Here is a 24,338-nt window from a genome sequence, read left to right on the forward strand (position 1 = left end):
ATCACGCGAACAGGCGATGCTCATGGCGACACGCAACAAGACACCGGCACAGACCCGAGCCGAGACGGCAACGCATTCCGATGCCGGCACCTCTTCACGTTCGACGTCCCGCGCGACGTCGGATAGTGGATCGGATCTGAGGTTGCTGGTCCGGGCGGCAACGATGTACCACCTCGAGGGCCTGACCCAAGCCGAGATCGCCGCGCGTCTCGGCGTCTCACGCCCGACCGCCGGACGGCTCGTGGCACGTGCCCGGGCGCAGGGCCTCGTCCAGGTGACGGTTTCGGCTCCGCCGCACCTCTCCGTGTCGATTCACACCGATCTCGAGCGGAGCGTCGAGCAGGCATTCGGACTCGACGAGGCGCTGGTCATCGATGAGGTCGCCGACGGGACCACGTCCGGTAACGCTGCGCTCGGTCGGGCTGGGGCTTCAGTCCTTGCACGCCGCATCCAGTCCACGGACACATTCGGATTCACCTGGGGCCCTGAACAAGTCGCGGTCGCCGACGCGATGAGCGCCTCGGCGTCGTGTCAACGGGTGGTCCAGATGGATGGTTCGATGACATCCGTCGACTACCACACCGGCGTCGATCATGCGCTCGCGAGATTCTCCGAACGACTGCATGCGCAACCACTGCGGTTGGTCGCCCCGCTCTACGTCGACGCAGAGACCGTCACCGCCCTCAACCGCGATTCGATTCTGTCCCAATCGCTTTCCGCGGCGAGAGGTGCTCACATCATGCTCTTCGGAGTGGGCTCCGTGTCCACCTCGACGACGCTGTTCGAGGGTGCGTACATCGACGCCATCGTGCTCGACGAGCTCATCGAGCTGGGCGCGGTGGGAGAGATCGGCGGACGCTTCTACGACGCCGCGGGCGAGCCCGTTTCGTCGAGCCTTGTGGAACGGACGGTGTCTGTGCCGCTCGATGCCGTGCGCGCCTGTCCCACATCCATTCTCGTATCCGGTGGAGTTCACCGCCGTGAATCGATACTCGGAGCCCTGCGCGGCGGTTTCGCCACCATTCTGGTGACCGACACCGAAACCGCCGAATGGCTTGTCATGCAAGAGAAAGGCCGACAGTGAGGTCACTGAGACAACGAAGTCTTCGCGCTGCGCGACGACGGACGACATACATGCTGGCCGCGGTGTGTGCCGCTGCATCACTCGCATTCGTCACCGGGTGTTCGGGCGCGGGTTCGCTTGGCGGAGGCAGCCGAGAGGTCACCGTCGCCATGGTGTCGAACTCGCAGATGCAAGACGCCGTCAAGCTCTCCGAGCAGTTCGAACAACAGAATCCGGGAGTGCACGTCAAGTTCGTGACGTTGTCGGAGAACGAGGCACGAGCGAAGATCACCGCGTCGGTCTCGACCGGCGGTGGCGAATTCGACGTGGTGATGATCAGCAACTACGAGACACCCATGTGGGCCAAATATGGCTGGCTGGTCAACCTGACGCCCTACATGAATGCCGACTCGTCTTACGACGCAGACGATTTCATACCGACGCTCAAATCAGCGCTTTCCTACAACGGGCAGATGTACTCGGCGCCCTTCTACGGTGAGTCGTCGTTTCTGATGTACAACAAGAAGCTCTTCGCTCAGGCGGGTGTGAATCTACCTGCCACTCCGACGTGGCCACAGGTCGCCGACGCAGCACGCCGTCTCACCAACGACAAGACAGCGGGAATCTGCCTACGTGGCAAGCCCGGATGGGGCGAGGTGCTTGCACCGCTCAACACCGTGATCAACGCGTACGGCGGACGTTGGTTCGACGAGGACTGGAACGCTCAACTGACCAGCCCGGAGGTCGAGGCGGCGGTGCAGATGTATGTCGACACCGTTCGCAGGTACGGCGAGGCCGGCGCATCGTCGTCCGGGTTCCAAGAATGCGGAAACCTGATGTCGCAGGGGCAGGTTGCGATGTGGTACGACGCCACGTCGGCGGTCTCGGTTCTCGAGAGTCCAGACGACTCGACGATCGCCGGCGACGTCGGCTACCTACCCGCGCCGACCATGGCCAAGAATGACAACGGCTGGCTCTACACCTGGTCACTCGGTATCCCGTCGAGCAGCGACAACAAGGGCGACGCCTGGAAGTTCATCGACTGGATGACCAACAAGAGCTACATCCAGCACGTCGCAACAACACTCGGTGCGACGCACGTGCCGCCGGGCAGCAGAATGTCGACCTACCAGCTGCCCGCCTATCAGAAGATCTCGCAGCCGTTCGCCGAGCAGACGCTGTCGGCGATGCAGGCGGCAGATCAGCTCAAGCCGACGCTCAAGCCGGTGCCCTACACGGGAATCCAGTTCCTCGCGATCCCAGAGTTCCAGGACCTCGGTACCCGTGTCAGCCAACAGATCTCGGCCGCGATCGCAGGTCAGATCAGTGTTCATGACGCACTGGAGCAGGCGCAGCAGTACGCGCAGGTCGTCGGTAAGTCCTATCAGAGGGAGAGGTAGACCATGGCGACTGCAGTCATGACACCGCCGGCGCAACCCGACGCCGGTTCGGGTAAGGCGGTTACGTCCAAGCGCGACCAGATCACGCGCGCCGAGGGTTGGCGCAGGCGGGGACCGCTGCTACCCGCGCTGATCTTCATGATCGTGGTGACACAGATTCCGTTCGTGTTCACCCTCTACTACTCGACACAGTCCTGGAACCTGGTGCGCCCCGGTTCGCGTCGATTCGTCGGACTCGACAACTACGGCGCCGTCTTCTCCGACAGTCAGTTCTGGAAGGTCACGCTCAACACCATCGTGCTGATTGTGGGGACGGTGCTGATCTCGGTGGTATTGGGTCTGCTCTTCGCACTGCTGCTCGACCGGAAGTTCTTGGGGCGAGGGGTCGTACGCACCCTGCTCATCACACCGTTCCTGGTGACACCCGTTGCGGCGGCACTTCTGTGGAAGACGAGTCTTCTCTCGCCGACCAATGGTCTGGTGAACTGGGCGTTGAGCCCCTTGGGAATTCACGTCGATTGGCTGTCGCAGTTCCCACTCATGAGCGTGATGGCCGAATTGATCTGGCAGTGGACGCCATTCATGATGCTTCTCATTCTCGCTGGACTGCAGTCGATGCCGCGCGACATCCAGGAGGCGGCGCGAGTCGACGGTGCGACCAGCTTCCGGCTGTTCCGCGAGTTGACGCTCCCGCACCTGCGTCGCTTCATCGAACTGGGCACGGTACTCGGTGCGATCTATCTGGTGAACACCTTCGATGCGGTCTACATGATGACGGCGGGCGGGCCGGGTGTTGCCAGTTCCAACCTGTCGTTCTACATCTACCAGCGGGCGTTCCTCGGATTCGACATCGGCCAGGCCGCCGCGATGGGTGTCGTCACCGTCATCGGGACGATAGTCGTTGCATCGCTGGCACTTCGACTGATCTTCAAATCATTCACCGGAACCGAGGAGGCAGCCTGATGACCGCCACCGCCACCCCGACAACGTTGACGTCTCCCTCGACGCCGACCCCGACCATCCGACGTCGACGCGATCCGCGCGGCGGTGTGCTGACCGCGATCACCTGGATACTCGCCATAGGGTTCTTCTTCCCGGTGTTGTGGATGGTACTGACGGCGTTCAAGCAGGAGAGTGACGCGGCAACCAACCCGCCCACCTTCTTCTTCACGCCCACCCTGCAGCAGTTCCGCAATGTGTTCGACGCCGGGATCGGCACCCCGCTGCTGAATTCGTTGTGCGCCACCGTGGTCTCGACGATCCTGGTGTTGCTTCTCGGTGTACCAGCAGCTTTCGCGCTGTCGCTGCGCCCGGTGCGCAAGACCAAGGACGCTCTGTTCTTCTTCATCAGTACGAAGATGTTGCCCATCGTCGCGGCGATCATCCCGCTGTATGTGATCGTCGGAAAACTGGGGATGCTCGACAACGTCTGGACGTTGATCATTCTGTACACGGCGATGAACCTGCCGATTGCCGTGTGGATGATGCGGTCGTTCTTCCTCGAAGTGCCCGGAGAACTGTTGGAGGCGGCCAGTATCGACGGCGCGAGTATGTGGACCGCCGTGCGCGAGGTGATCTTGCCGCTCATCTCACCCGGTATCGCTGCCACTGCACTGATATGCGTCATCTTCTCGTGGAACGAGTTCTTTTTCGCCGTCAACATGACCGCGGTCAACGCGCAGACCATGCCGGTGTTCCTCACCGGGTTCATGTCGGGGCAGGGACTGTACTGGGCGCAACTGTCCGCGGCGTCGGTGTTGACTGCACTTCCCGTCGTCGTTTGCGGGTGGATCGCGCAGAACAAGCTCGTCCGCGGCCTGTCCTTCGGCGCCATCAAGTAGTCAACAGACAATCCAACATTCAGCACACACAGGAGTTCACAATGGCTTCCATCACCTACGACAAGGCCTGCTGCGTTTATCCCGGAGCCGAGAAACTGGCTGTCGACTCACTCGACCTCGATATCGAGGACGGCGAATTCATCGTTCTGGTCGGCCCGTCGGGATCCGGCAAGTCGACGGCCCTTCGGATGCTCGCAGGTCTCGAGGAGATCGACTCCGGCGCAATCCATATCGGCGGGAACAGCATGGTGGGTGTTGCGCCCAAGGATAGGGATATCGCGATGGTGTTCCAGAACTACGCGCTCTACCCCAACAAGACGGTCGGGGAGAACATGGGATTTGCGCTCAAGATGCGGGGAGTGCCCGCAGACGAGCGTAAAGCCAAGGTTGCCGAGGCGGCAAAGCTGCTCGACCTCACCGACTTCCTCGATCGCAAACCCGCGAAGCTCTCGGGTGGGCAACGGCAACGTGTGGCGATGGGCCGTGCGATCGTGCGTGAACCGCAGGTGTTCTGCATGGATGAGCCGTTGTCGAACCTCGACGCCAAGCTCCGCGTGCAAACCAGAACTCAGATCGCCGCACTGCAGCGTCGGCTCGGCACCACGACGGTGTATGTCACCCACGACCAGGTCGAGGCCATGACGATGGGCGATCGGGTCGCCGTACTGAAGAACGGGGTGCTGCAACAGTTCTCGACTCCGACCGAACTCTATGACCGACCTCGCAACGCATTCGTGGCAGGCTTCATCGGGTCGCCGTCGATGAACCTGTTCACCGCTCCGGTCACCGACGGCGCGGTGGGCATCGGCAAAGCGAGTGTCGATCTCGACGCGGAATCTCAAGCGGCGCTGCGTAAGTCCGGGGTGTCATCAGTGACCGTCGGTATCCGCCCTGAGCACCTTGCACTGGCCGATGACGGGGATGCCGGTATCGACGCCGACGTCGCTCTTCTCGAGGAACTCGGCAGTGAGACGTATGTGTACGCGTCCCTGGTCGACGATTCGATCAGGAATCTCGACGGCGACCCGATGACCGTGGTGATCCGCTCCGCGGATCGCGCACCCGCCAAGCGTGGAGACGGCATCCGACTGCGCCAGGCCGACCGCGCGGTACACCTCTTCCATCCCGAGACAGGGGAGCGGCTCAACTGATTCCTTCTGACCATCTGTGCAGGTGACGCTGCCCTTTCGGTGGTCTGTGAACCACATCGATGGTTTACGCACCTGGTTTGGGAACGTAGACTCCGCGAGTGCATGGGCCGCGGTGTGGTTTCGTGCCCACCCGCCATCTGCAGGCCGGTACGAGTTGCCCTGCGGCCCCGCTGCATGAGCACTCGAACCATGGCGAAATGCAGATTGAGGGAAGGATCAGCATTGATCACAGAAACTCGAACGGCCAGCCGCCCGGTGGACGTGTACCGAACACGTCTTGCCGATCACGGAGAGATAGAACCCCGCCCACACCCAGTTGTCTGGGAGCACGACGCGCGAGGGCCGCTGTCTGCTGCCGAGGTCGACGGCTACCGCGAGCGCGGGTACCACGTTGCCGAAAATGTGTTGTCCGACAGCGACATCGACACATGCCTGACAGAGGTTGCGGCCATCACCGACAAACTGGGCGTCGACGAACGCGTGGTGCGCGAGTCGTCGAGTGGCGACGTGCGTTCACTTTTCGCGGTCCATCAGCTCAGCGACGCGATCGCCGACATGTGTGATCGCACCGAAATCGCCGGTGTCGCAAGACAAATACTCGGCGACGACGTCTACATCCACCAGAGTCGTATCAACCTCAAACCAGGATTCGCGGGCGGCCCGTTCTACTGGCACTCCGATTTCGAGACCTGGCACGCCGAGGACGGCATGCCCACACCGCGTGCGCTCAGCGTGTCGCTGGCTCTGACTCCGAATCTTGTCACCAACGGCGCGTTGATGATCATCCCGGGCTCCCACGAGCAGTTCGTCGGGTGCGTCGGACAGACTCCCGACGGCTACCACAATCAGTCGCTGGTGTCGTACCGTCCGCCGTTCGGGACGCCCGAGGAATCCGACGTGACGACGTTGGCGGACGAGCACGGCATCGACATGATCACCGGGCCCGCGGGTACGGCGCTGTATTTCGATTCGAATTGCATGCACGCGTCGTCGGGCAACATCACGCCCTATCCGCGCAGCAACCTCTTCGTCGTGTTCAATGCGAAATCGAATGCGCTGCAAGCGCCTTTCGCGTCCGGCGCGCCGCGCCCGGACTATCTGGCGCATCGCTGAGTGAACGCGAAAAGTGGGGGACGAGAACTCGTCCCCCACTCTCGGTGAGCTGTTCGTGCGCCCCTCTGTTGGCCCGTCTGCCTGTTGGCCGTCAGTTCGCGGCGGGCACCGCCGGAGCGTCGTCCGATGACGCCGCAGTCGGTACCGGCTGCGGACCGCGCTTGGGAATGGTGAGCGTGATCGCGACACCGACGAACGCTGCAATCGCGCCGACGAGGAAGCACAGACGGAACGACGTGTGCGACGGCATGTCGTGGCCGCCGAGCGACACGGTCGCGGTGGTGAGCAGCACAGCCATGACAGCCGACGACACCGTGGTGCCGATCGATCGCATCAGGCCGTTGAGACCAACCGCCGCACCGGCTTTGGTCATCGGCACCGAACCCATGATCAGTGTCGGCATGGCCGCGTAGCCGATTCCGACGCCCGACGCAGCGATGATCGACGCGACCATGAGCTGCCACGGTGAGTTCATTAGGAACAGTGCGATCAGGTAACCGGTGCCGAGGACCGTGGCACCGATCGCCAGGGTGTATTTGGCGCCGATCTTGTTGATCAAGATGCCCGACACCGGCGAGAAGACCAGCATCATCAGGCCACCGGGGGCCATCCAGAGTCCGGCAGCCAGCATCGTTTGGCCGAGTCCGATCCCGGTTTCCTTCGGCATCTCCAGCAGAGCGGGGATGACGACCGACTGAGCCATCATGCCGAAACCGATCGCGATCGCGGCGATGTTCGTCAGCAGCACCGCCGGCTGCGCAGTGGTGCGCAGGTCGACGAGTGGGTCGGATGCGCGCAGTTGGTAGAAGCCCCACGCGATCAGCACGACGATGCCCACGGCGAGTAGGCCGAGCGTGGTGCCCGATGCCCAGCCCCAGTCATTGCCTTTCGAGACCGCGATCAATGCGGCACACAGGCCGATGGCCAGGCCGATGGCGCCGATGATGTCGAGTCGACCGCCCGCGGCGTCGGGAACATGCGGCACGACGACGATGACCAGCGCCAGCACGACTGCGCCGAGCGCCGCCGCGACCCAGAACAGGGCGTGCCAGTTCCACGTCTGCGCGATCCACGCTGAGAGCGGGAGACCGATCGCGCCGCCGACGCCGAGGGTGGCACTCATCGCGGCGATGGCCATCGAGGTGATCTTCGGCGGGGTGACCTCACGCATCAGGCTGATACCGACGGGGATGAAGCCCATCGCGAGGCCCTGGATGGCGCGACCGACGATCATCGGGATGACCGAATCGCTCAGCGCGCACACAACCGAGCCGACGACGAGCAGTACGCCCGAGCCGACCAAGACGCGCTGCTTGCCGAACATGTCGCCGAGTCGGCCCGCGATGGGCATCGCCACGGCTGCGGCGAGAAGCGTTGCGGTGATAACCCACGAAGCGTTCGAGCGCGACGTGTGGAGTAGATCGGGCAGTTCAGGTTGAATCGGGATCACGAGCGTCTGCATCAATGCGGCGACGAGTCCGCCGAGGCAGAGGACGATCACGGTGGCGACCGCGCCGGTCGCGGTCTTGTTCTCCACGTGCGGCAGCGAATTGTCTGCAGCAGGGGATGATTGAGTGTCGGACATGAACACCTCCTTGGGGTATGCACACTACATATGTAAACTACATATGCCTAATCCCTTAGGATATTTCGGACATAGTGGACAGCGTTGAGGGCGAAGGGAATTCGTGTGACGAGGGAACGCGCAAGCGGCGTCGACGACTCGAGCGATGAGTACGCACCCTGGCCGTCGCCGCTCTATCGCGATCTCGCGGAGGAATTCCTCCGCATGGCCCGACGTCGCTCGCATGTCGATCCCGACTCGATCCTCGAGGTCTCCGCTTTCAGCCTGCTGTGGATACTGTCCGACGGCAGGCCTCGCACGTTGCGACAGCTGACCGACGCCATGCAACTCGAGCAGTCGACCGTCAACAGGCAGGTGAACGCGGCGATCAAACACGGCTACCTCGAGCGCTTCGACGTCGCGGGATCGATCAGCAAGCAGGTCAGGCCGACGAGAGCGGGTCTCGACGCTTTCGAGCACGACGGCCTGCTGCGCGCGCGACGCCTCGAGCGTGTGCTCTCCGACATGGGGCCCGGATCTCCCGAGGCATTGTTTCGCCAACTCCACGCGTTCAACAACGCCTATGACCGTACGCTGGCCGACGACGACCGCAACCGGCGGCGACACGGATAGGAGGCACGATGGCCGACGCTCCGCGGCGATACGTGGTCACCGGAGCTGCCTCGGGAATGGGTTGCGCAGTGGCGGAATCCCTTCGGGCACAAGGGCACACCGTTATCGGTGTCGATCAACGAGATGCCGACGTCGTCGCCGACCTCGCGACGCCCGATGGTCGACGCGACGCGATCGCTGCCGTTCTCACGCTCTGTGACGGCGTACTAGACGGCGCCGTGCTAGCCGCGGGAGTCGGGCCCGAGGCGGGTGCAGAACGCGCGATTGTCGAGGTCAACACCTTCGGTGTCACAGAACTGCTCGCCGGACTGCGCGACGCGCTCACAGCGTCGAACAAGGCGAAAGTGGTTGTCTTCGGCTCCAATTCGACGACGTCGACACCGTTCGTGCCGAAGTCTGCGGTGCGCAAACTGATGAAGGGCGATGCGGCCGGGGCGGCCACGATTATCCGACGCCGCGGTAAACCGCTGTCGGGGCCGGTTGCCTACGCGGCGTCGAAACTCGCTGTGACCCAATGGTGTCGTGTGCACGGTACCGATCTCGACTGGGCAGGCGCGGGTATCCGGTTGAACGTGATCGCGCCGGGGCCGGTGATGACCCCACTGCTGCAGGCGCAGCTGGACGGTGTGTCGGGCAAGAACGTCCGGTCGTTCCCGGTCCCGTTGCGCGAGTACGGCACGCCGGAACAACTCGCGGCGTGGGTCATGCTCATGCTGTCGTCGGATGCCGACTTCATGTCGGGTTCAGTGGTCACGGTCGACGGCGGAACGGAGGCGTATCTTCGGTCGCGCGATTGGCCGGTCCGGCTGCCGTTGCACGAGGTGCCGCGAACGCTGTGGCGAATGTACCGAGCTCCCAGGGAGGGTCGCGTTGTCAGATACTGAGGGTTCGTCGTCCGAGAATGATTGGGCACCAGGGGCTCTCGACGGCCTCGTGGTCGCCGACTTCACCCGCGTACTTGCCGGTCCGTACGCGACGATGATGCTCGCAGACCTCGGCGCCGACGTCGTCAAGATCGAACGTCCGGGGGCGGGGGACGACACGAGGACGTGGGGGCCGCCATTTACGGCCGACGGCACCGCTACCTATTTCGCGTCCGTCAATCGCAACAAGAAGTCGGTGACGCTCGACCTACGCGATCCGGACGATCTGGCCCGCGCTCGTGCGATCGCGCTGCAGGCCGACGTCGTGATCGAGAACTTCCGGGCCGGAACGATGGAGCGCCTCGGTCTGGGATACGACCAATTGCGTTCGGAAAGACCAGATCTCGTGTACTGCTCGATCACCGGATTCGGTCGTGACGGGGGCGCGGCACTGCCCGGATACGACCTGCTGGTTCAGGCGGTCGGCGGATTGATGAGTGTCACCGGCTCGGGACCCGACGAACCGGTGAAGGTTGGAGTCGCAGTCGTCGACGTTCTCGCGGGTCTGCACGCGGGCTTGGGAATCCTTGCCGCACTACGCCATCGCGACCGGACCGGCCAGGGGCAACGCGTCGACGTCGACCTGTTCTCGGCATCGTTGTCGTCGTTGGTCAACCAGGCGTCGGGGTTCCTCAACGCAGGTGTGGTGCCCGCGCCGATGGGCAACCGCCATCCGAGTATCACTCCCTACCAGGTGTTCTCGACGGCCACCCGCCCGATCGCGTTGGCTGTCGGCAACAACGGCCAGTTCGAGAAGGCCGTCGAGGTGCTCGGCCGCCCGGAACTGGCTGCAGACGAACGCTTTACGTCGAACTCGGCGCGCGTTGCCCACCGCGACGAATTAGTCGACGAGATCACCACGGTGCTTGTCACCAAGGACGCCGATCATTGGTACGCCGAATTCACAGCTGCGGGAGTGCCTGCGGGACCGATCAATTCGGTCGCCGAGGCGTTCGACTTCGCCGACGAACTCGGCATCGACGTGCGCGCCTCGACCCCGGACAGCGCAATCGTGACGACTGCGAACCCGATACGACTGTCGGGTACGCCGGTCACCTATCGCAGCGGACCTCCGAAACTAGGCGCCGACAACAACTAGGCGCCGACAACATCACCGCGCCGACAACGAGGGTTGAGGTCACTCGTTGTGATCCTTGGGCCAGTCGCCCTCGGTGATCAGCTCTTCGAAGTTCTTGAGGAGATGCGGATTGAGCTCGTCCTCGACGGCCTTCTCGTAGTTGCCGTTCCACTTGGCGAACCACTTCTCGTCGCGATCCATCAGATAGATCGGCCAGCCGTGCGTGATGATCAGCTCGTCGGAGTACAAATCCGTCGACCCGTCGTCACGCATGTACCAATACTTCTTGCCTGAGTCGTAGAACGCGGCCAGTTCCTCGGCCGTCACGAAGTATGTGCCGTCTGCCTGCCTCATGGCGACGATCCTACGGAGTCAGGCGGGCCGGCGGGGGTAGGACTCGACACACGGGCGAAGGCCGGTGGTGGCGAGTATAGGCGGCGACAGGGCACGATTGGTATGCGCGGGTCGCCATGAGTCCACCTCCGCCATGACAGGTCCGTGTTCGCTTTTCGTCCAGGTCGTTGTTCCCAGAGAGGTCTCGTGTGTCAACCGTGCTGATCGACGTCGAGCAACTTGCCGACGCCATGCTCTCCGACACCCCGCCGGTCGTGCTCGACATCCGGTGGCAACTCGGCGACGCCGACGGTCACGCTCGCTACCGCACCGGACACATTCCGGGAGCGGTCTATGTCGACCTCGACTCCCAACTCGCAGCGCCGCCGTCGCCCGAGGCCGGGCGGCATCCGCTACCCGAGATCGACGCACTGACCGAGGCGGCGCGGTCGTGGGGCATCGACGACACCTCACCCGTCGTGGTCTACGACGACAACGGCAACCTCGCAGCTGCTCGCGCCTGGTGGCTACTGCGGTGGGGCGGCCACCGCGACGTCCGCATTCTCGACGGGGGTCTGGCCGCATGGCGCGATTCCGGCATGCGGTTGTCGAGCGGCGACACACCCGTCCGGCCCGGAAACGTCACGCTGCACGCGGGATCACTGCCGGTCGCCACGATCGACGACGTCGCGGCGCTCGGTTCCGATGACTCGAAGACAGTCCTCGTCGACGCGCGGGCAGGCGAACGTTATCGCGGTGAGGTCGAACCCATTGACCCGCGCGCGGGTCATATTCCCGGTGCGATCAGCCTCCCCACCAGCGAGAACATCGACGCGTTCGGACGTTTCCGCGCCGCGTCGGATCTGCGTGAGCGGTTTGCGCAGGCGGGCGTCACGGACGGATCGGCGGTCGTCGCCTACTGCGGTTCGGGTGTGAATGCCGCACACGAGATCGCCGCGCTGGAGATCGCGGGATTGTCCGGGACTCTGTATCCCGGCTCGTGGTCGCAATGGTCGGCCGACCCTGCGCGTCCAGCGGAGATATGACCGAACTGGAACCTGAACACCATCGAATTCGACGACTGTACTGCGAGAACAGGGTGACACTGGTCACGAACGCGTGCAGAAGGCAGCGCGGCTCCGACCTCCATCACGATGCATAGCTCTGAGACGTCAGCGGCTCGGAGTTCACCACCGGTTACGTCCGGCCCGAAGAACGAGAAGAGTGAGTAGATGCGCGATTTCCATTGTTCCAACTGCGGACAGCAACTGTCCTTCGAGAACACTGTCTGTCTCAATTGCGGGCACAACCTGGGTTTCCACCTGCCCAGCCGCACGATCCAGGTGCTCGACGACGACGAGAAGGGCACCGTCGACGGGGCGACGATCGTCCGCTGTGCCAACAATCTGCCCGCCGCCTGCAACTGGATGGTCGAGGAGGGCCCGGATCTGCCCGCGCTCTGTGAATCGTGCCGGTTGACGCGCACAAGGCCGTCGGACTCCGACGAACAGGCCATGGCCGCCTTCGCCGAGTCCGAGGCCGCGAAGCGTCGAGTGATCTACGAGCTCGACGAGCTCAAGCTCCCGATCTTCGGCAAAGACACCGACCCGGAGACCGGACTCGCCTTCGACCTGCTGTCGAGCCGCGATCAACCGGTCACCACCGGGCACGCCGACGGCGTGATCACCCTCGACCTCGCCGAGGGCGACGACGTGCACCGCGAGCGTCTACGCGTCTCGATGGACGAGCCGTACCGCACGTTGATCGGGCACTTCCGTCACGAGATCGGGCATTTCTATCAGATGGTTCTCGTGGGTGACGGCCCCAACCTCGAGCGCTACACCGAGCTGTTCGGTGACCCCAACACGAGCTACCAGGACGCGATCGATCGTCACTACAACGACGGACCGCCGGAGAACTGGGAACAGGACTACGTCTCCTCGTACGCCACGATGCATCCGTTCGAGGACTGGGCCGAGACGTTTGCCCACTACCTGCACATCCGCGACACCCTCGACACCGCAGCCGCCTTCGCGCTGGCACCCGCCGGCGCGACATTGGAGGCAGACCTGCCGGGCAAGGTCGGGTTCGAGCGGATCATCGACTGGTGGCTGCCGTTGACCTGGGCGCTCAACCAGATCAATCGGTCGATGGGGCATCAGGACCTCTACCCGTTCGTGCTGCCTCCGAAGGTGCTCGAGAAGATGGAGTTCATCCACGAACTCGTCAGCTCCGACGACCGTGCGGTGGTCGCGCAGTAGTCATGGCCGAGCCGGTGCTCTACGAGGTCGACGGGCCGGTTGTCACCATCACGCTCAACCGGCCCGAAGTACGCAACAGCGTCGACGGGCCGACTGCGCGTGCGCTGCGAGCAGCCTTCCACCGATTCGACGACGATCCGGACGTCAAGGTTGCGGTCCTCGTAGGCGCAGGCGGAACATTCTGCGCCGGAGCCGATCTCACGTCGGTCGGCGATCCGTCGCGCCGCAACGACCTCGACGCCGACGGCGGGGGAGACGGTCCGATGGGTCCGACCCGAATCGCGTTGTCCAAGCCGGTGATTGCGGCGGTCAGCGGGTACGCGGTGGCCGGTGGATTGGAGTTGGCGCTGCTCGCCGATCTCCGTGTGGTCGACGAGGACGCGACGCTCGGCGTGTTCTGCCGACGGTGGGGCGTGCCGCTGATCGATGGCGGGACGGTCCGCCTACCGCGCATCGTCGGCCTCGGCAGGGCGCTCGACCTCATCCTCACCGGAAGACCGGTCGACGCCGAGGAAGCCTTGGCGATCGGGTTGGCCAATCGGATTGTGCCGCATGGCAAGTCGCTGGACGCTGCGCGGGAACTCGCGCAGCAGATCGCGCAGTTCCCGTTCGAATGCGTGCTCGCCGACCGCGTGTCGGTGTACGCGGGACTCGACCTTCCCCTCGACGACGCGCTCCGCGCCGAGGGGGCGGCAGGCGTACCCATCGTCGAACGCGAGGGCGTCGCCGGTGCAGCGCGCTTCGCGGGCGGGGCAGGGCGTCACGGCAGCTTCTCGAGCGGACCACGGTCAGGATCGCAGTGAATTCAACTCTGTGATCGAGTGAGCGTCGGCACTACCGTCCACTGAAGTTCAGCCCGACTTCTTTGACGACGGAGATGCCACCCGTGACCCTGCATGTGCGTAGTGAGGCGTGGCCGCGCCACGAGCGCAGCCCGTCGAGAACCGCTGTCGTGCAGGCAGGTTCCGGAGCCACGTCTCGTGGCGGCGTCCGTGTTCCACGGCCGTCGGCGCGCGTCATCCGTCTGCTACGTCAGTCGTCGGGTTTGATCGTCGTGGTCTTCGTGTGGCAACTCGGTGCCCGCGCATGGTTGGGTGCCACGACACCTGCGCCGACCGAGGTGTTGTCCGCCGGTTGGGAACTGACGCGAACCGGTGAGATCTGGCAACACCTGGCAGCGTCGACGCGACGAGTCGCCATCGGTCTGGCCATCGGCATCACCATCGGAACTCTGCTGGGTGTCGCTGCAGGGCTGGCTCGCGTCGCCGAGGACTTCATCAACGCCCCGGTGCAGGTCTTGCGCATGATGCCAGCAGTTGCGCTGGTTCCGGTGTTCATCATCTGGTTCGGCATCGACGACGTCTTCAAGATCGCGCTTATCATTGTCGCGCCGATCTTCCCGATGTACGTCAACGTGTTCGCAGGTATCCGAAGCGTCGACCAGAAGCTGATCGAAGCAGCAGAGTCGTTGAACCTGAACCGATTCGAGCTGATGCGCTTCATCCTGCTGCCCGGCGCGCTGCCTCAGGCGTTCGTCGGTCTACGGCAGGCGCTGGGCATAGGGTGGCTCGTGCTCGTCGTCGCCGAGATGCAGACGACGCCGGTGGGTCTCGGCTATCTGATGAACGACGCCAAGGAGTACCTGCGCACCGATCAGATCTTCCTCGTGCTGGTGATCTACGCGATCCTCGGTCTGCTCACCGACCTCGCGGTGCGACTTCTCGAGAAGCGTTTCTTGTCCTGGCGCAACGGGTTTGCGGGACGATGACCGACACCGTAGCGGCCCAAGCCGCATCATCGTCCGGCATCGAGACGACCAGGGGCAGCGGTGTTGTCGTCGAGAACGCAGGCAGGACGTTCGGCGATCGCGACGTGCTGCGCAACGTCGACCTTCGCATCGGAGCGGGAGAGTTCGTCGCGCTGTTGGGTGCGAGCGGTTCTGGCAAGAGCACGCTGCTGCGCGGAATCGGCGGTCTCGACGACGGATTCACCGGAACTATCGAAGCCCCGACTGCCAAAGCGATTGTCTTCCAGGAACATCGATTGGTTCCCTGGCTTCCGGTGTGGCGGAATGTCGCACTCGGCCTGCGGGGTGCGCGGCCCCGTGACCGATCGGTGCAGGCGTTGGCCGAGGTCGGTCTCGCATCGAAGGAGAATTCGTGGCCGACCACGCTCTCCGGGGGTGAGGCGCAACGAGTTGCGTTGGCGCGGGCGCTCGTACGTGAACCCGACCTGCTACTCCTCGACGAACCGTTCGGTGCGCTCGATGCGCTGACGCGACTGAACGCCCAATCGCTCGTCGAAAAGCTCTGGCAGCGGCATCGCCCCGCCACGCTGCTTGTGACCCACGATGTCGAAGAGGCTGTGCTACTTGCGGATCGGGCACTTGTGCTCCGCGACGGACGGATCGCCGAAGACATTCCCGTCGATCTCGACCATCCGCGAGACATCACGGATCCGAGGTTCGTCGACCTACGCAGAACACTGCTGTCCGCGCTCGGCGTCGGACGGGGCCCAGATGGCACACACACTCGAGAACCGGAGAACCCTGATGACTGAGCAACTCACCCTGCAGACGGACGTGCTCGTTCTTGGCGGTGGACCGGCCGCGGCGTGGGCTGCGTTGAATGCCCGAGATCGAGGTGCCGAAGTGGTCCTCGTCGACAAGGGCTACTGCGGTACGTCGGGAACCACCGCGCCTGCGGGAACGGGAGTTTGGTACGTCGTGCCGGATCCCGAGCGGCGGGCGAAGGCCAAGGCCGATCGGGAGCAACTCGGTGGATACCTGGCCGACCACAACTGGATGGACCGGGTACTCGACCAGACGTACGCGAACATGCGACGTCTCGGCGACGAGGGCCGCTACCCGTACCCGATCGATGAGAAGACCGGCGAACCGATCCGCAGCGGTCTGCAAGGCCCCGAATACATGAGGCGAATGCGAGCATGGCTGCAGCGCAGGGGGGTTCGCATTCTCGATCACTCGCCGGCGCTCGAGCTGCTGGTCGACAACGCCGGCCGAGTGTCGGGCGCCGCGGGTGTGCAGCGCCAGACCGGCGACGAGTACCGCATCAGTGCTGGTGCGGTGGTGCTGGCGACCGGAGGGTGTGCGTTCCTCTCACGCGCGCTGGGCACAAACGTCGACACCGGCGACGGCGCGCTGATGGCGGCCGAAGTCGGTGCCGAGTTCTCCGGGATGGAGTTCGGCAACGCGTACGGGATCGTCCCGAAGGGTTCGACGATCACCAAGACGGCCTACTACGGGTACGCGAGCTTCTATCACGAGGACGGCAGGATCGTCGAAGGCGCGGGCTCGATGAGAGGACGCTCAGTGATCGCGCGAACCCTGTTGACGGAGAAGGTCTTCGCGCAGCTCGACCGCGCAGACGAGACGACCGCCGCCCAGATGAGGCTGGGCCAACCCAACTTCTTCCTGCAGTTCGATCGACGCGGAATCGACCCGTTCACCCAGCGGTTCGAGGTCGATCTCCTCGCGGAGGGGACGGTGCGCGGCACTGGTGGGGTGAACGTGATCGACGACGACTGCTGGACAGGCGTCGAAGGCCTCTACGCCGCGGGAGACGCCGCAACGCGTGAGCGCATTTGCGGCGGCTTCACCGGGGGAGGCAGTCACAACGCCGCCTGGGCGATGTCGTCGGGCACCTTTGCGGGCGCGGGTGCAGCGCGAGATGCGTTGGCGCACGGGCGTCGAGCGGTCGCGTCACTGAGGGGTGCGGGACGAGTCGGACTCGGAGTCGGCGATACGACGCTGAACCCCGACGCCGTCGTCGTCTCAGCGCAGTCACAGCTCCTGCCGTTCGAGAAGAACTATCTACGTGACGGGATCCGGTTGACGCCCGCGCTGGGTGAATTGAACAGTATTTGGGAGGCACTGTCGCACAGTGACTTCGGTGCGTCGACGGCTCGTGGGCGAGTCCTCACCAGGCAGGCTGCAGCGATCACCGCTGTCGGACGGTGGATCTACACGTCGGCCCTCGCGCGAACGGAATCGCGTGGGATGAGCACGCGCGACGACTTTCCCGCTCTCGACCCGGCGCAACACGGTCACGTCCTCATCAAGGGACTCGACGACGTCGAGATCCGTCGCACGCCTGCGCTTCCGGGTTCGCTGCGGCCTCATCAGGTGAGAGTCGCATGATCGAACTGGTTCTCGCCGACGCATGTATCGCATGCGATAGGTGCGTAAGTGTCTGCCCGACAAACGTGTTCGACTCGACAGAGTCGGGTATCCCCGTCATCGCACGCCAGACGGACTGTCAGACGTGCTTCATGTGCGAGGCATACTGCCCGACCGATGCGCTCTATGTGAGCCCCGAGTCGACGCCGGTCGACGACGTGGATCTGCTGCGCACCGACCTCATCGGCACCTATCGCGAGCACATCGGCTGGGGTAAGGGACGCGAACCCGGCAGTCGAACCGCGGTAGGACCCGAGATCCCACACGGCGACCCACCACCGAGGAACGCGGCACGCGTAGCCGCAACCACGCCATCACACCAGAGATCATGAAACGGAACACCATGAACCGCCCATTGAGGATCCGCCCTGTCGCGGTCCGCCTTCTCGCGCTCATCAGCGCGTCACTTCTCGCAGGACTGGCGCTCACTGCCTGCGGCGGCCAACAGAACTCGGGTGCGCAGCGAGACGTCATTGACACATTGCGCGTAGGCGTGATCGGTTCGGCAAACATCCTGACCGGGCCTACTGGGTACGCACACAGTAGAGGCCAACTGCTGCCTGCGCTCTCCTCTCTCGGGGTGAAGAACATCGAGGTTGTCAGCTTTCCCAACGGCCCCGATCTGAACCAGGCGCTCGTCGGCGGGCGGCTCGACGTCGCACAGTACGGCGACACCCCCGCGCTGGTGGCGCGCGGCAGCGGCCTCGACACCCGACTCATCAACATCGAGCAGTTCAACCTCAACGCCGGAGTCGTCGCGAAAGACCCGACGATCAAGACCCTGAAAGATCTGCAGGGCAAGAAGATCGGTGTACCCAAGGGGTCATACATCGATCGCTACCTCCAGGGTGCTCTGCAGGAGGAGGGCGTCACCGCTGAACTAGTGCACCTGTACCCGGCGGATCAGGAGGCCCCACTGGGAGCGGGCGAGATCGACGGTGCCGCACTGCCGGGCGTCGTGCCATCGGTATCGCTGCAGATGTTTGAACTCAAGGGATTCCACCTCGTCGACTCCGTTTACCGGGACCACCCGCATCTCGCCGGAACATCGTCGACTGTCGCCGAGAGCGGCTTCCTCGACAAGCATCCGACGTTCGCCGCGACCTGGCAGCAGCTGCACGCGAGCGCCGTGACCTATGCCAAGGCGCACTGGAACGAGTACGTGGACTTCGAGGTCAAGAACTCCAAGGCGCCCGCCGAGGCGATCCGTCAAGCCGCGAACCCCGACGGGTACTCGACCGAGCCATTCCCCGACGCAGGCGTCACATTGCTGCGCGGCACAAAAGAATTCCTCGTCGCGAAGAAGAGCATCAAGAAGGACTTCTCGCTCGACGACTGGTTCTATCGCGCACCCGCGTCATCCAACTCCTGAGCAATGGAAGCGAAATACTATGACCGACAACGTGACCAACGATGATGCAGCACGACGGGCCGGACCCAGGTTCGGTGTGTGGGCCAATGTGTACGGCACATGGGCGTCGGCCCACCACCCCGATGACCCGGTCGACGCATCGTGGCGACGCAACCTGAACCTGATCCAGCAGGCCGAGAACCTCGGATACGAAAGCACATTGGTTGCTCAGCACCTGATCAATCCGTTCTCACACGACTGGGAACAGTTGGAGACCTGGACAGCGGTCGCGGCGCTCGCGGCGTCGACGACGAAGATCGAGTTGATCGCCGCAATCAAGCCATTGCTGTTTCATCCGGTCGTACTGGCTAAGCAGGCAGCGACGATCGAAGAGATCTCTCGCGGTCGGCTGTCGTTGAACGTGGTCAACGCCTGGTACAAACCCGAGATCGAGCGGGCGGGCATCGCCTTCCCCGAGCATGACGACCGATACGCCTATGGTGCCGAATGGCTCTTGGTCGTACGCAGGTTGCTGGCGGGCGAGGTCGTCGAACATCACGGAAAGTTCTTCGACATCGACGGCTATCAACTCAGTCCGACCGGGCTCTACCGCGAACGGCCGCAGATCTACGTCGGTGGCGAGAGCGATCGGGCGCGTGACCTGGTCGCCGACCAGGGCGACGTGTGGTTCATCAACGGGCAACCGATCGACAGCGTGCGCGAGCTCATCGGATCAGTCGCCGCACGACCACGCCACGGCGACCCGGTGCGGTACGGGCTCGCAGCGTTCGTCGTGGCGCGGCCGACTGCCGCCGAGGCGCAGGCCGAGCTCGACCGCCACTGGGAACTCAACCGACTCGACGAGGAGTACACGGCGTCGATAATCGCCGGCGCCGACGAGAAGGCTGTGATGTTCCAGACATTTGCGAAGTACCCGGCAATCGGGACGAATGGCGGAACCGCGGCGGGACTCGTCGGCAGCTACGACGAGGTGGCCGACCGGATCGTCGAGTTTCACAACGCCGGCATCGAGACCTTCATGCTGCAGTTCCAACCGTTCGAAGCGGAGATGGAGCGCTTTGCCGGCGAAGTCATTCCGCGGGTCAGGGAGCGTATCGGGAGCGCCGAACTCCAAGTCAGTGCGTCGTGATCCAGCGCTAGCAGGCGGCAGTCAGCGGGTGGCAAATCTAGTAATCAGTGCGAACGCAACCCTTGGAAAAACTCTCCACCTGCACTGAACTGGTGTAGTTGCGCCTACGGCGCGGCACCTGCTCGCGCTCGATGCCCGGATGTGTCGAGCGACGAGATGCGTCGATCGAGGAGAGAGGCTTTACGTGAGCTCCCTGAAGTTCCATTGGTTCCTGCCCACCAACGGTGGTGACAGCCGCAATGTCGTCGGAGGTGGTCACGGCGTCGCTGCCGAAGCCGCTGGTCGACCGGCGTCGGTGCAGTATCTGGGACAGATCGCGCGCAGCGCCGAGCAGCTCGGCTTCGAGGCCGCGCTCACTCCGACGGGTGCCTGGTGTGAGGACGCGTGGGTCAGCACGGCCATGATCAGCAGCGTCTCCGAGCGTCTGAAGTTCCTCGTGGCATTCCGCCCGGGGATGACCGCGCCGTTCCTGGCCGCGCAGATGGCCGGGACGTTTCAGAATCTCTCCGGTGGTCGACTCCTGCTCAACGTGGTCACCGGCGGTGAGGACGCCGAGCAGCGGATGTTCGGCGACTTCCTCGACAAGAAGCAGCGCTACGCCAGGGCCGACGAGTTCCTGGAGATCGTGCGACGGCTCTGGACCGGCGACACGGTGAACTTCGACGGTCAGTACCTCTCCGTCGAAAACGCGGTGTTGCACCAGATCCCGGATCCGTTGCCGCAGATCTACTTCGGCGGCTCGTCGCCCGAAGGAATCGCGGTGTCGGCGAAGCATGCCGACGTCTACCTCACCTGGGGCGAGCCGCCAGAGGCCGTGGCAGAGAAGATTTCTCGTGTCCGTGCCGCCGCGGAAGAGCAGGGTCGCGAACTGAAGTACGGAATCCGGTTGCACACCATTGCGCGGGACACCTCCGAAGCCGCGTGGGCCGAAGCGGATCGCCTGCTGGCCAACATCTCCGAAGACGACATCGCGCGCATCCAGGCGGGGCTGAAACGCTCGGCGTCGGAGGGGCAGCAGCGCATGCTCGCGCTGAACAAGGGGTCCAAGGACGGGCTGGAGATCTACCCGAACCTCTGGGCGGGCGTCGGCCTGGTGCGCGGCGGTGCGGGAACCGCAATGGTCGGCTCCTTCACCGAGATCGCCGACCTGATCGAGGCGTATCACGAGGTGGGGATCGACGAATTCGTGCTGTCGGGCTACCCGCATCTCGAGGAGTCGTATTGGTTCGGGGAGGGTGTGCTTCCCGAGCTCACCCGTCGCGGACTGTGGGAGCACCCCGCTCCTGTCGCGGTCAGCGCATCGGTTCCGTTCGGGTCGCCCGCACCGCTCAAGCGGGTGTCGGCGTCGTGACGACTGCGGTCGTCGTCGGCAACCCGAAACCAGGTAGCAGAACACTCGGCGCCGCAACATATCTGGCCGCGGAACTGTCGGGTTCTGAACCCGATCTGATCGTCGACCTGGCAACACTTGGTTCGACGATTCTCGACTGGGGCGACGAGTACGTCAACGATCTCGTGTCACAGGTCGGCCGGGCTGATCTCGTCGTATTCGCCAGTCCCACATACAAAGCCGCATACACCGGTCTGCTGAAACTGTTCCTCGACCGCTTCGCCGGCGGGACAGGACTCTCCGGCATCGCGATTCCGCTGATGCTCGGCGGTAGCCCCGCACATTCACTCGCGCCGGAGCTCACGTTGCGCCCCGTGCTCAACGAGATCGGTGGCACGGTGCCGGGACGTGGACTCTACGTCATCGATTCCGCATACGACGACCCTGCCGCATACGCCGAATGGCTCACTGCGACAAAGCCGATCGTCACCACATTGCTGAAGGCAGGCTCATGAGCGAACCGCGTCCGAACGAACTCCCGACCAATGAACTGCATACCAACCAGGATCTCGATCCCGCTCGTCTACGCAAGGCATTCGGCATTTTCCCGACCGGTGTCGTCGCGGTTGCCGCAGAGGTCGACGGCCAGTTGACCGGCCTCGCCGCAAGCTCGTTCACCAGCGTCAGTCTCGACCCGCCGCTGGTGTCGGTCTCGGTGGCGTCGGGGTCCAAGACGTGGCCGGATCTTCGACGCGCAGCACACCTCGGCGTCACGATTCTCGCCGACCACCAGGGTGCCGCCTGCCGGCAACTCGCCGGAGCGGTCGAGCACCGATTCGACGGCATCGCGGTGAAGGCATCCGACGAGGGCGCGGTCACCCTCGACGAGGGACTGGCTCATTTCGATTGCACCATCTACCGCGAGGTCGAGGCGGGCGATCACATCATCGTGCTGCTCGAGCTGCACGGCGTCGACCATCCGGAGACCGGAAATCCGCTGATCTTCCATCGCAGCGGGTTCGGCAAGCTGGCGCAGGTCATCTAGGAAGCTACCCGAGAGACGCGAGGAACGTCTCGGCGATCGATTCGAGACCCGCCTGATCGTCGGCTCCGAAGCGGTGGGTGACCGGACTGTCGAGGTCGAAGACCCCGATGAGTTCGCCGTGGTGCACCAGCGGCACAACGATTTCCGACCGACTGTCGGCGTCACAGGCGATGTGGTCGGGGACGGCGTGCACGTCGGCGACGCGTTGCGTGATGCGGGTCCGTGCGGCAGCCCCGCAGACGCCGCGATCCAACGGGATGCGTACGCAGGCAGGTTTTCCCTGGAACGGGCCGACCACCAGCTCGTGGCCGTCGAAGAAGTAGAAGCCAACCCAATTGACCTGTGGCAGAGCCTGATAGACGAGCGCCGACAGATTGGCAGCATTGGCGACGCGATCGGATTCGCCATCGATGAGTGCGCGTGCCGCGCCGGTGAGCTCGGCGTAGTCGATCGCGGGGTGGCCGGTAGGCGGAAGGTACTCGGCGCTCATCTCACCACTGTGCCCGCATCGGTGGCTGTTGCGCCAGCGCGGGTCGTCATGTGTTGACCTGTGCCTTGCGTGCGAAACGTTCTTGGAGAGGGCCGAATACGGATGGCTCCCCGAACCAGACGACGACGTCGTCGGCCCCGGCACGACGCCACGTGTCGAGTTCGTCGACCAACGCGTCGACCTGGTCGGCGGTGCGGACGAAGCGCTTGATCGCCGTCGTGACGCGACCTTCGGTACGACGTTTGAGGTCTGCTGCTATCGCGCGGAACGTCGCCGGGTCGGTCCCCGAGTTGTTGAAGTAAATCGACTGCCAACGATCACCAAGGCGTGCAGCACGATTCACCGCCGCGGGGGAGTGCCCGCCGATCGTGATCGGAATGCCCTGTGGGCGTACCGGGGTGGGATACCCGCCGCCGAAGCTGTAGTGCTCGCCCAGCAGGCCGTCGGTGTTGCCTGCCCACAGATGGCGCAGCACGCCGATCGCTTCGTCGGTGCGGCGCCCGCGGTCGTGGAACTCGGCTCCCACGGCGGTGAATTCGTCGGCGTTCCACCCGACACCGACCCCGAGTTCCAGCCGCCCGTCGCTCAGCGCGTCGACAGTCGCGGCCTGTTTGGCGACGACGAACGGATTCCGCAGGGGGAGAACGAGTATGGAGGTGCCTACCCGCACGGTGGTCGTGTGCGCGGCGATGAAACCGAGCAGCACCAGCGGGTCATACTCGGCGGCATAGGCCGAATCGGGATGCTTGATCGGTGGAAGGACGTGCTCGGCCAGCCACATCCCGTCGAAGCCGAGGTTCTCAGCCGCGGTCGCGAGTTCGGTGAGTTGCTCGATGCTGCCGTCGTTGGGCAGTGCGACGTGAAAACCCATGCACACCATAGTGTGACGTACGCGTCGCGCAGACGATCATTGTGCCCACGGCGATCACAAGTGAGTCGACTCGTGATCATCAGCCACAGAGGTGGATTCGAATGCTGTGAATACGACTACGGCCGGGAAGTCCCCGTGCTTCCCGGCCACGCGTCACCCCAGTGCTAGTGGCGGACGGCGGTACGTCCCCGGATCGCCAGGTATGCGGCGATCAACACGATCGCCACGACGATGCCGACGATGAACGGGATGACCTCCCAGCCGCCGTTCGCGTTGCTGTACCCGAACTGGTAGGTCAGCCAGGAACCGATGAGCGATCCCAGGATTCCGAGAACGATGGTCATGATGATGCCGATGTCCTGCTTGCCCGGCATGAAAAGCCGTGCGAGTGCGCCGATGATCAGGCCGACGATGATGGCGCTGATGATTGTTCCGATCACGTGAAACTCCTCCGATAGCGGGCCCTGATCCCCCTTTGGATGTTCCACGACTGCTTCATGGAAGGAAGGTCGATTCTTCGACGCATCCGCAAGGCCCCGAGTC

Annotated in this window: 26 protein-coding genes; 21 read left to right on the top strand and 5 right to left on the bottom strand. The window is 64.0% G+C overall.

All coding sequences use genetic code 11. The features are described 5' to 3' along the window. The first annotated feature begins 16 nt into the window (after positions 1-16). From A5766_RS05225 to thpD, 6 genes are all read left to right on the top strand, one after another. Entirely contained in the window at positions 17-1,084 is a 1,068-nt protein-coding gene (locus A5766_RS05225; protein ID WP_005201847.1) for a sugar-binding transcriptional regulator, read from the top strand. Positions 1,085-1,134: 50 nt separating this feature from the next. Then, positions 1,135-2,463, top strand: coding sequence for an ABC transporter substrate-binding protein (locus tag A5766_RS05230; RefSeq protein ID WP_005201846.1), 1,329 nt, complete (start codon positions 1,135-1,137; stop codon positions 2,461-2,463). 18 nt (positions 2,464-2,481) lie between these two features. Then, entirely contained in the window at positions 2,482-3,426 is a 945-nt protein-coding gene (locus A5766_RS05235) for a carbohydrate ABC transporter permease (RefSeq protein ID WP_231894558.1), read from the top strand. Beyond that, complete coding sequence (locus A5766_RS05240; protein ID WP_005201844.1) at positions 3,426-4,304, top strand: carbohydrate ABC transporter permease; 879 nt, start codon at positions 3,426-3,428, stop codon at positions 4,302-4,304. The genes A5766_RS05235 and A5766_RS05240 overlap by 1 nt, the downstream gene beginning before the upstream one ends. A 41-nt stretch (positions 4,305-4,345) precedes the next feature. Continuing rightward, positions 4,346-5,455, top strand: a complete 1,110-nt coding sequence (locus A5766_RS05245; RefSeq protein ID WP_005201843.1) for an ABC transporter ATP-binding protein — start codon at positions 4,346-4,348, stop codon at positions 5,453-5,455. A gap of 189 nt (positions 5,456-5,644) precedes the next feature. Beyond that, positions 5,645-6,568, top strand: a complete 924-nt coding sequence (thpD, locus tag A5766_RS05250) for an ectoine hydroxylase (protein ID WP_210734976.1) — start codon at positions 5,645-5,647, stop codon at positions 6,566-6,568. Positions 6,569-6,659: 91 nt separating this feature from the next. Here the strand turns inward: thpD and A5766_RS05255 are convergent, their stop codons facing one another. After that, positions 6,660-8,153, bottom strand: a complete 1,494-nt coding sequence (locus A5766_RS05255) for an MFS transporter (protein ID WP_005201841.1) — start codon at positions 8,151-8,153, stop codon at positions 6,660-6,662. A 105-nt stretch (positions 8,154-8,258) separates the two neighbouring features. Between A5766_RS05255 and A5766_RS05260 the strand changes: the two genes are divergently transcribed. Genes A5766_RS05260 through A5766_RS05270 form a run of 3 tightly spaced genes read left to right on the top strand, consistent with a single transcriptional unit; the run spans position 8,259 to position 10,787 of the window. Beyond that, on the top strand, positions 8,259-8,765 hold the full coding sequence (locus tag A5766_RS05260) for a MarR family winged helix-turn-helix transcriptional regulator (RefSeq protein WP_005201840.1): 507 nt from the start codon (positions 8,259-8,261) through the stop codon (positions 8,763-8,765). 8 nt (positions 8,766-8,773) lie between these two features. Further along, positions 8,774-9,649, top strand: coding sequence for an SDR family oxidoreductase (locus A5766_RS05265; RefSeq protein WP_005201839.1), 876 nt, complete (start codon positions 8,774-8,776; stop codon positions 9,647-9,649). Then, positions 9,636-10,787, top strand: a complete 1,152-nt coding sequence (locus A5766_RS05270) for a CaiB/BaiF CoA transferase family protein (protein ID WP_005201838.1) — start codon at positions 9,636-9,638, stop codon at positions 10,785-10,787. Before A5766_RS05265 ends, A5766_RS05270 begins: the two co-directional genes overlap by 14 nt. 39 nt (positions 10,788-10,826) lie before the next feature. On the opposite strand, the gene A5766_RS05275 is transcribed toward A5766_RS05270, so the two are convergent. After that, positions 10,827-11,120 carry a hypothetical protein gene (locus tag A5766_RS05275; protein ID WP_005201837.1) on the bottom strand — a complete coding sequence of 98 codons (294 nt, stop codon included), beginning with the start codon at positions 11,118-11,120 and terminating at the stop codon, positions 10,827-10,829. Between the two features lie 188 nt (positions 11,121-11,308). Here A5766_RS05275 and A5766_RS05280 point away from each other — a divergent pair, with 188 nt between their 5' ends. The 12 genes from A5766_RS05280 (at position 11,309) to A5766_RS05335 (ending at position 22,434) form a co-directional block, all read left to right on the top strand. After that, complete coding sequence (locus A5766_RS05280) at positions 11,309-12,145, top strand: sulfurtransferase (protein ID WP_005201836.1); 837 nt, start codon at positions 11,309-11,311, stop codon at positions 12,143-12,145. Between the two features lie 186 nt (positions 12,146-12,331). Then, the gene (locus A5766_RS05285) at positions 12,332-13,360 is read left to right on the top strand and encodes a zinc-binding metallopeptidase family protein (RefSeq protein WP_005201835.1); all 1,029 of its coding nucleotides are present in this window, start codon (positions 12,332-12,334) and stop codon (positions 13,358-13,360) included. Positions 13,361-13,362: 2 nt separating this feature from the next. Further along, entirely contained in the window at positions 13,363-14,163 is an 801-nt protein-coding gene (locus A5766_RS05290) for a crotonase/enoyl-CoA hydratase family protein (protein ID WP_005201834.1), read from the top strand. 83 nt (positions 14,164-14,246) lie between these two features. Further along, on the top strand, positions 14,247-15,128 hold the full coding sequence (locus tag A5766_RS05295) for an ABC transporter permease (protein ID WP_005201833.1): 882 nt from the start codon (positions 14,247-14,249) through the stop codon (positions 15,126-15,128). Further along, positions 15,125-15,919: an ABC transporter ATP-binding protein gene (locus A5766_RS05300; protein ID WP_005201832.1), complete on the top strand. Its 795-nt coding sequence runs from the start codon at positions 15,125-15,127 to the stop codon at positions 15,917-15,919. The genes A5766_RS05295 and A5766_RS05300 overlap by 4 nt, the downstream gene beginning before the upstream one ends. Then, positions 15,912-17,519: an FAD-dependent oxidoreductase gene (locus tag A5766_RS05305; RefSeq protein ID WP_064903681.1), complete on the top strand. Its 1,608-nt coding sequence runs from the start codon at positions 15,912-15,914 to the stop codon at positions 17,517-17,519. The genes A5766_RS05300 and A5766_RS05305 overlap by 8 nt, the downstream gene beginning before the upstream one ends. After that, on the top strand, positions 17,516-17,890 hold the full coding sequence (locus A5766_RS05310; RefSeq protein ID WP_005201830.1) for a 4Fe-4S dicluster domain-containing protein: 375 nt from the start codon (positions 17,516-17,518) through the stop codon (positions 17,888-17,890). The genes A5766_RS05305 and A5766_RS05310 overlap by 4 nt, the downstream gene beginning before the upstream one ends. A gap of 11 nt (positions 17,891-17,901) precedes the next feature. Then, a complete protein-coding gene (locus A5766_RS05315; RefSeq protein WP_005201829.1) occupies positions 17,902-18,930 on the top strand; it encodes an ABC transporter substrate-binding protein in 1,029 nt (342 codons plus the stop codon). Between the two features lie 19 nt (positions 18,931-18,949). Then, positions 18,950-20,059 carry an LLM class flavin-dependent oxidoreductase gene (locus tag A5766_RS05320; protein ID WP_005201828.1) on the top strand — a complete coding sequence of 370 codons (1,110 nt, stop codon included), beginning with the start codon at positions 18,950-18,952 and terminating at the stop codon, positions 20,057-20,059. Positions 20,060-20,198: 139 nt separating this feature from the next. Further along, the gene (locus tag A5766_RS05325; RefSeq protein WP_051993706.1) at positions 20,199-21,410 is read left to right on the top strand and encodes an LLM class flavin-dependent oxidoreductase; all 1,212 of its coding nucleotides are present in this window, start codon (positions 20,199-20,201) and stop codon (positions 21,408-21,410) included. Beyond that, a complete protein-coding gene (locus tag A5766_RS05330; protein ID WP_005201826.1) occupies positions 21,407-21,904 on the top strand; it encodes an NAD(P)H-dependent oxidoreductase in 498 nt (165 codons plus the stop codon). The genes A5766_RS05325 and A5766_RS05330 overlap by 4 nt, the downstream gene beginning before the upstream one ends. Further along, positions 21,901-22,434: a flavin reductase family protein gene (locus A5766_RS05335; protein WP_005201824.1), complete on the top strand. Its 534-nt coding sequence runs from the start codon at positions 21,901-21,903 to the stop codon at positions 22,432-22,434. Before A5766_RS05330 ends, A5766_RS05335 begins: the two co-directional genes overlap by 4 nt. Before the next feature lie 4 nt (positions 22,435-22,438). On the opposite strand, the gene A5766_RS05340 is transcribed toward A5766_RS05335, so the two are convergent. The 3 genes from A5766_RS05340 to A5766_RS05350 form a co-directional block, all read right to left on the bottom strand. After that, positions 22,439-22,924: a GAF domain-containing protein gene (locus A5766_RS05340; RefSeq protein WP_005201823.1), complete on the bottom strand. Its 486-nt coding sequence runs from the start codon at positions 22,922-22,924 to the stop codon at positions 22,439-22,441. Positions 22,925-22,970: 46 nt separating this feature from the next. Further along, positions 22,971-23,795: a TIGR03619 family F420-dependent LLM class oxidoreductase gene (locus A5766_RS05345; protein WP_051993705.1), complete on the bottom strand. Its 825-nt coding sequence runs from the start codon at positions 23,793-23,795 to the stop codon at positions 22,971-22,973. Positions 23,796-23,959: 164 nt separating this feature from the next. Further along, positions 23,960-24,235, bottom strand: coding sequence for a GlsB/YeaQ/YmgE family stress response membrane protein (locus A5766_RS05350; RefSeq protein WP_005201821.1), 276 nt, complete (start codon positions 24,233-24,235; stop codon positions 23,960-23,962). Positions 24,236-24,338 lie beyond the last annotated feature (103 nt).

The organism is Gordonia sp. 852002-51296_SCH5728562-b (assembly GCF_001665475.1).
GTDB classification, from domain to species: domain Bacteria; phylum Actinomycetota; class Actinomycetes; order Mycobacteriales; family Mycobacteriaceae; genus Gordonia; species Gordonia sputi.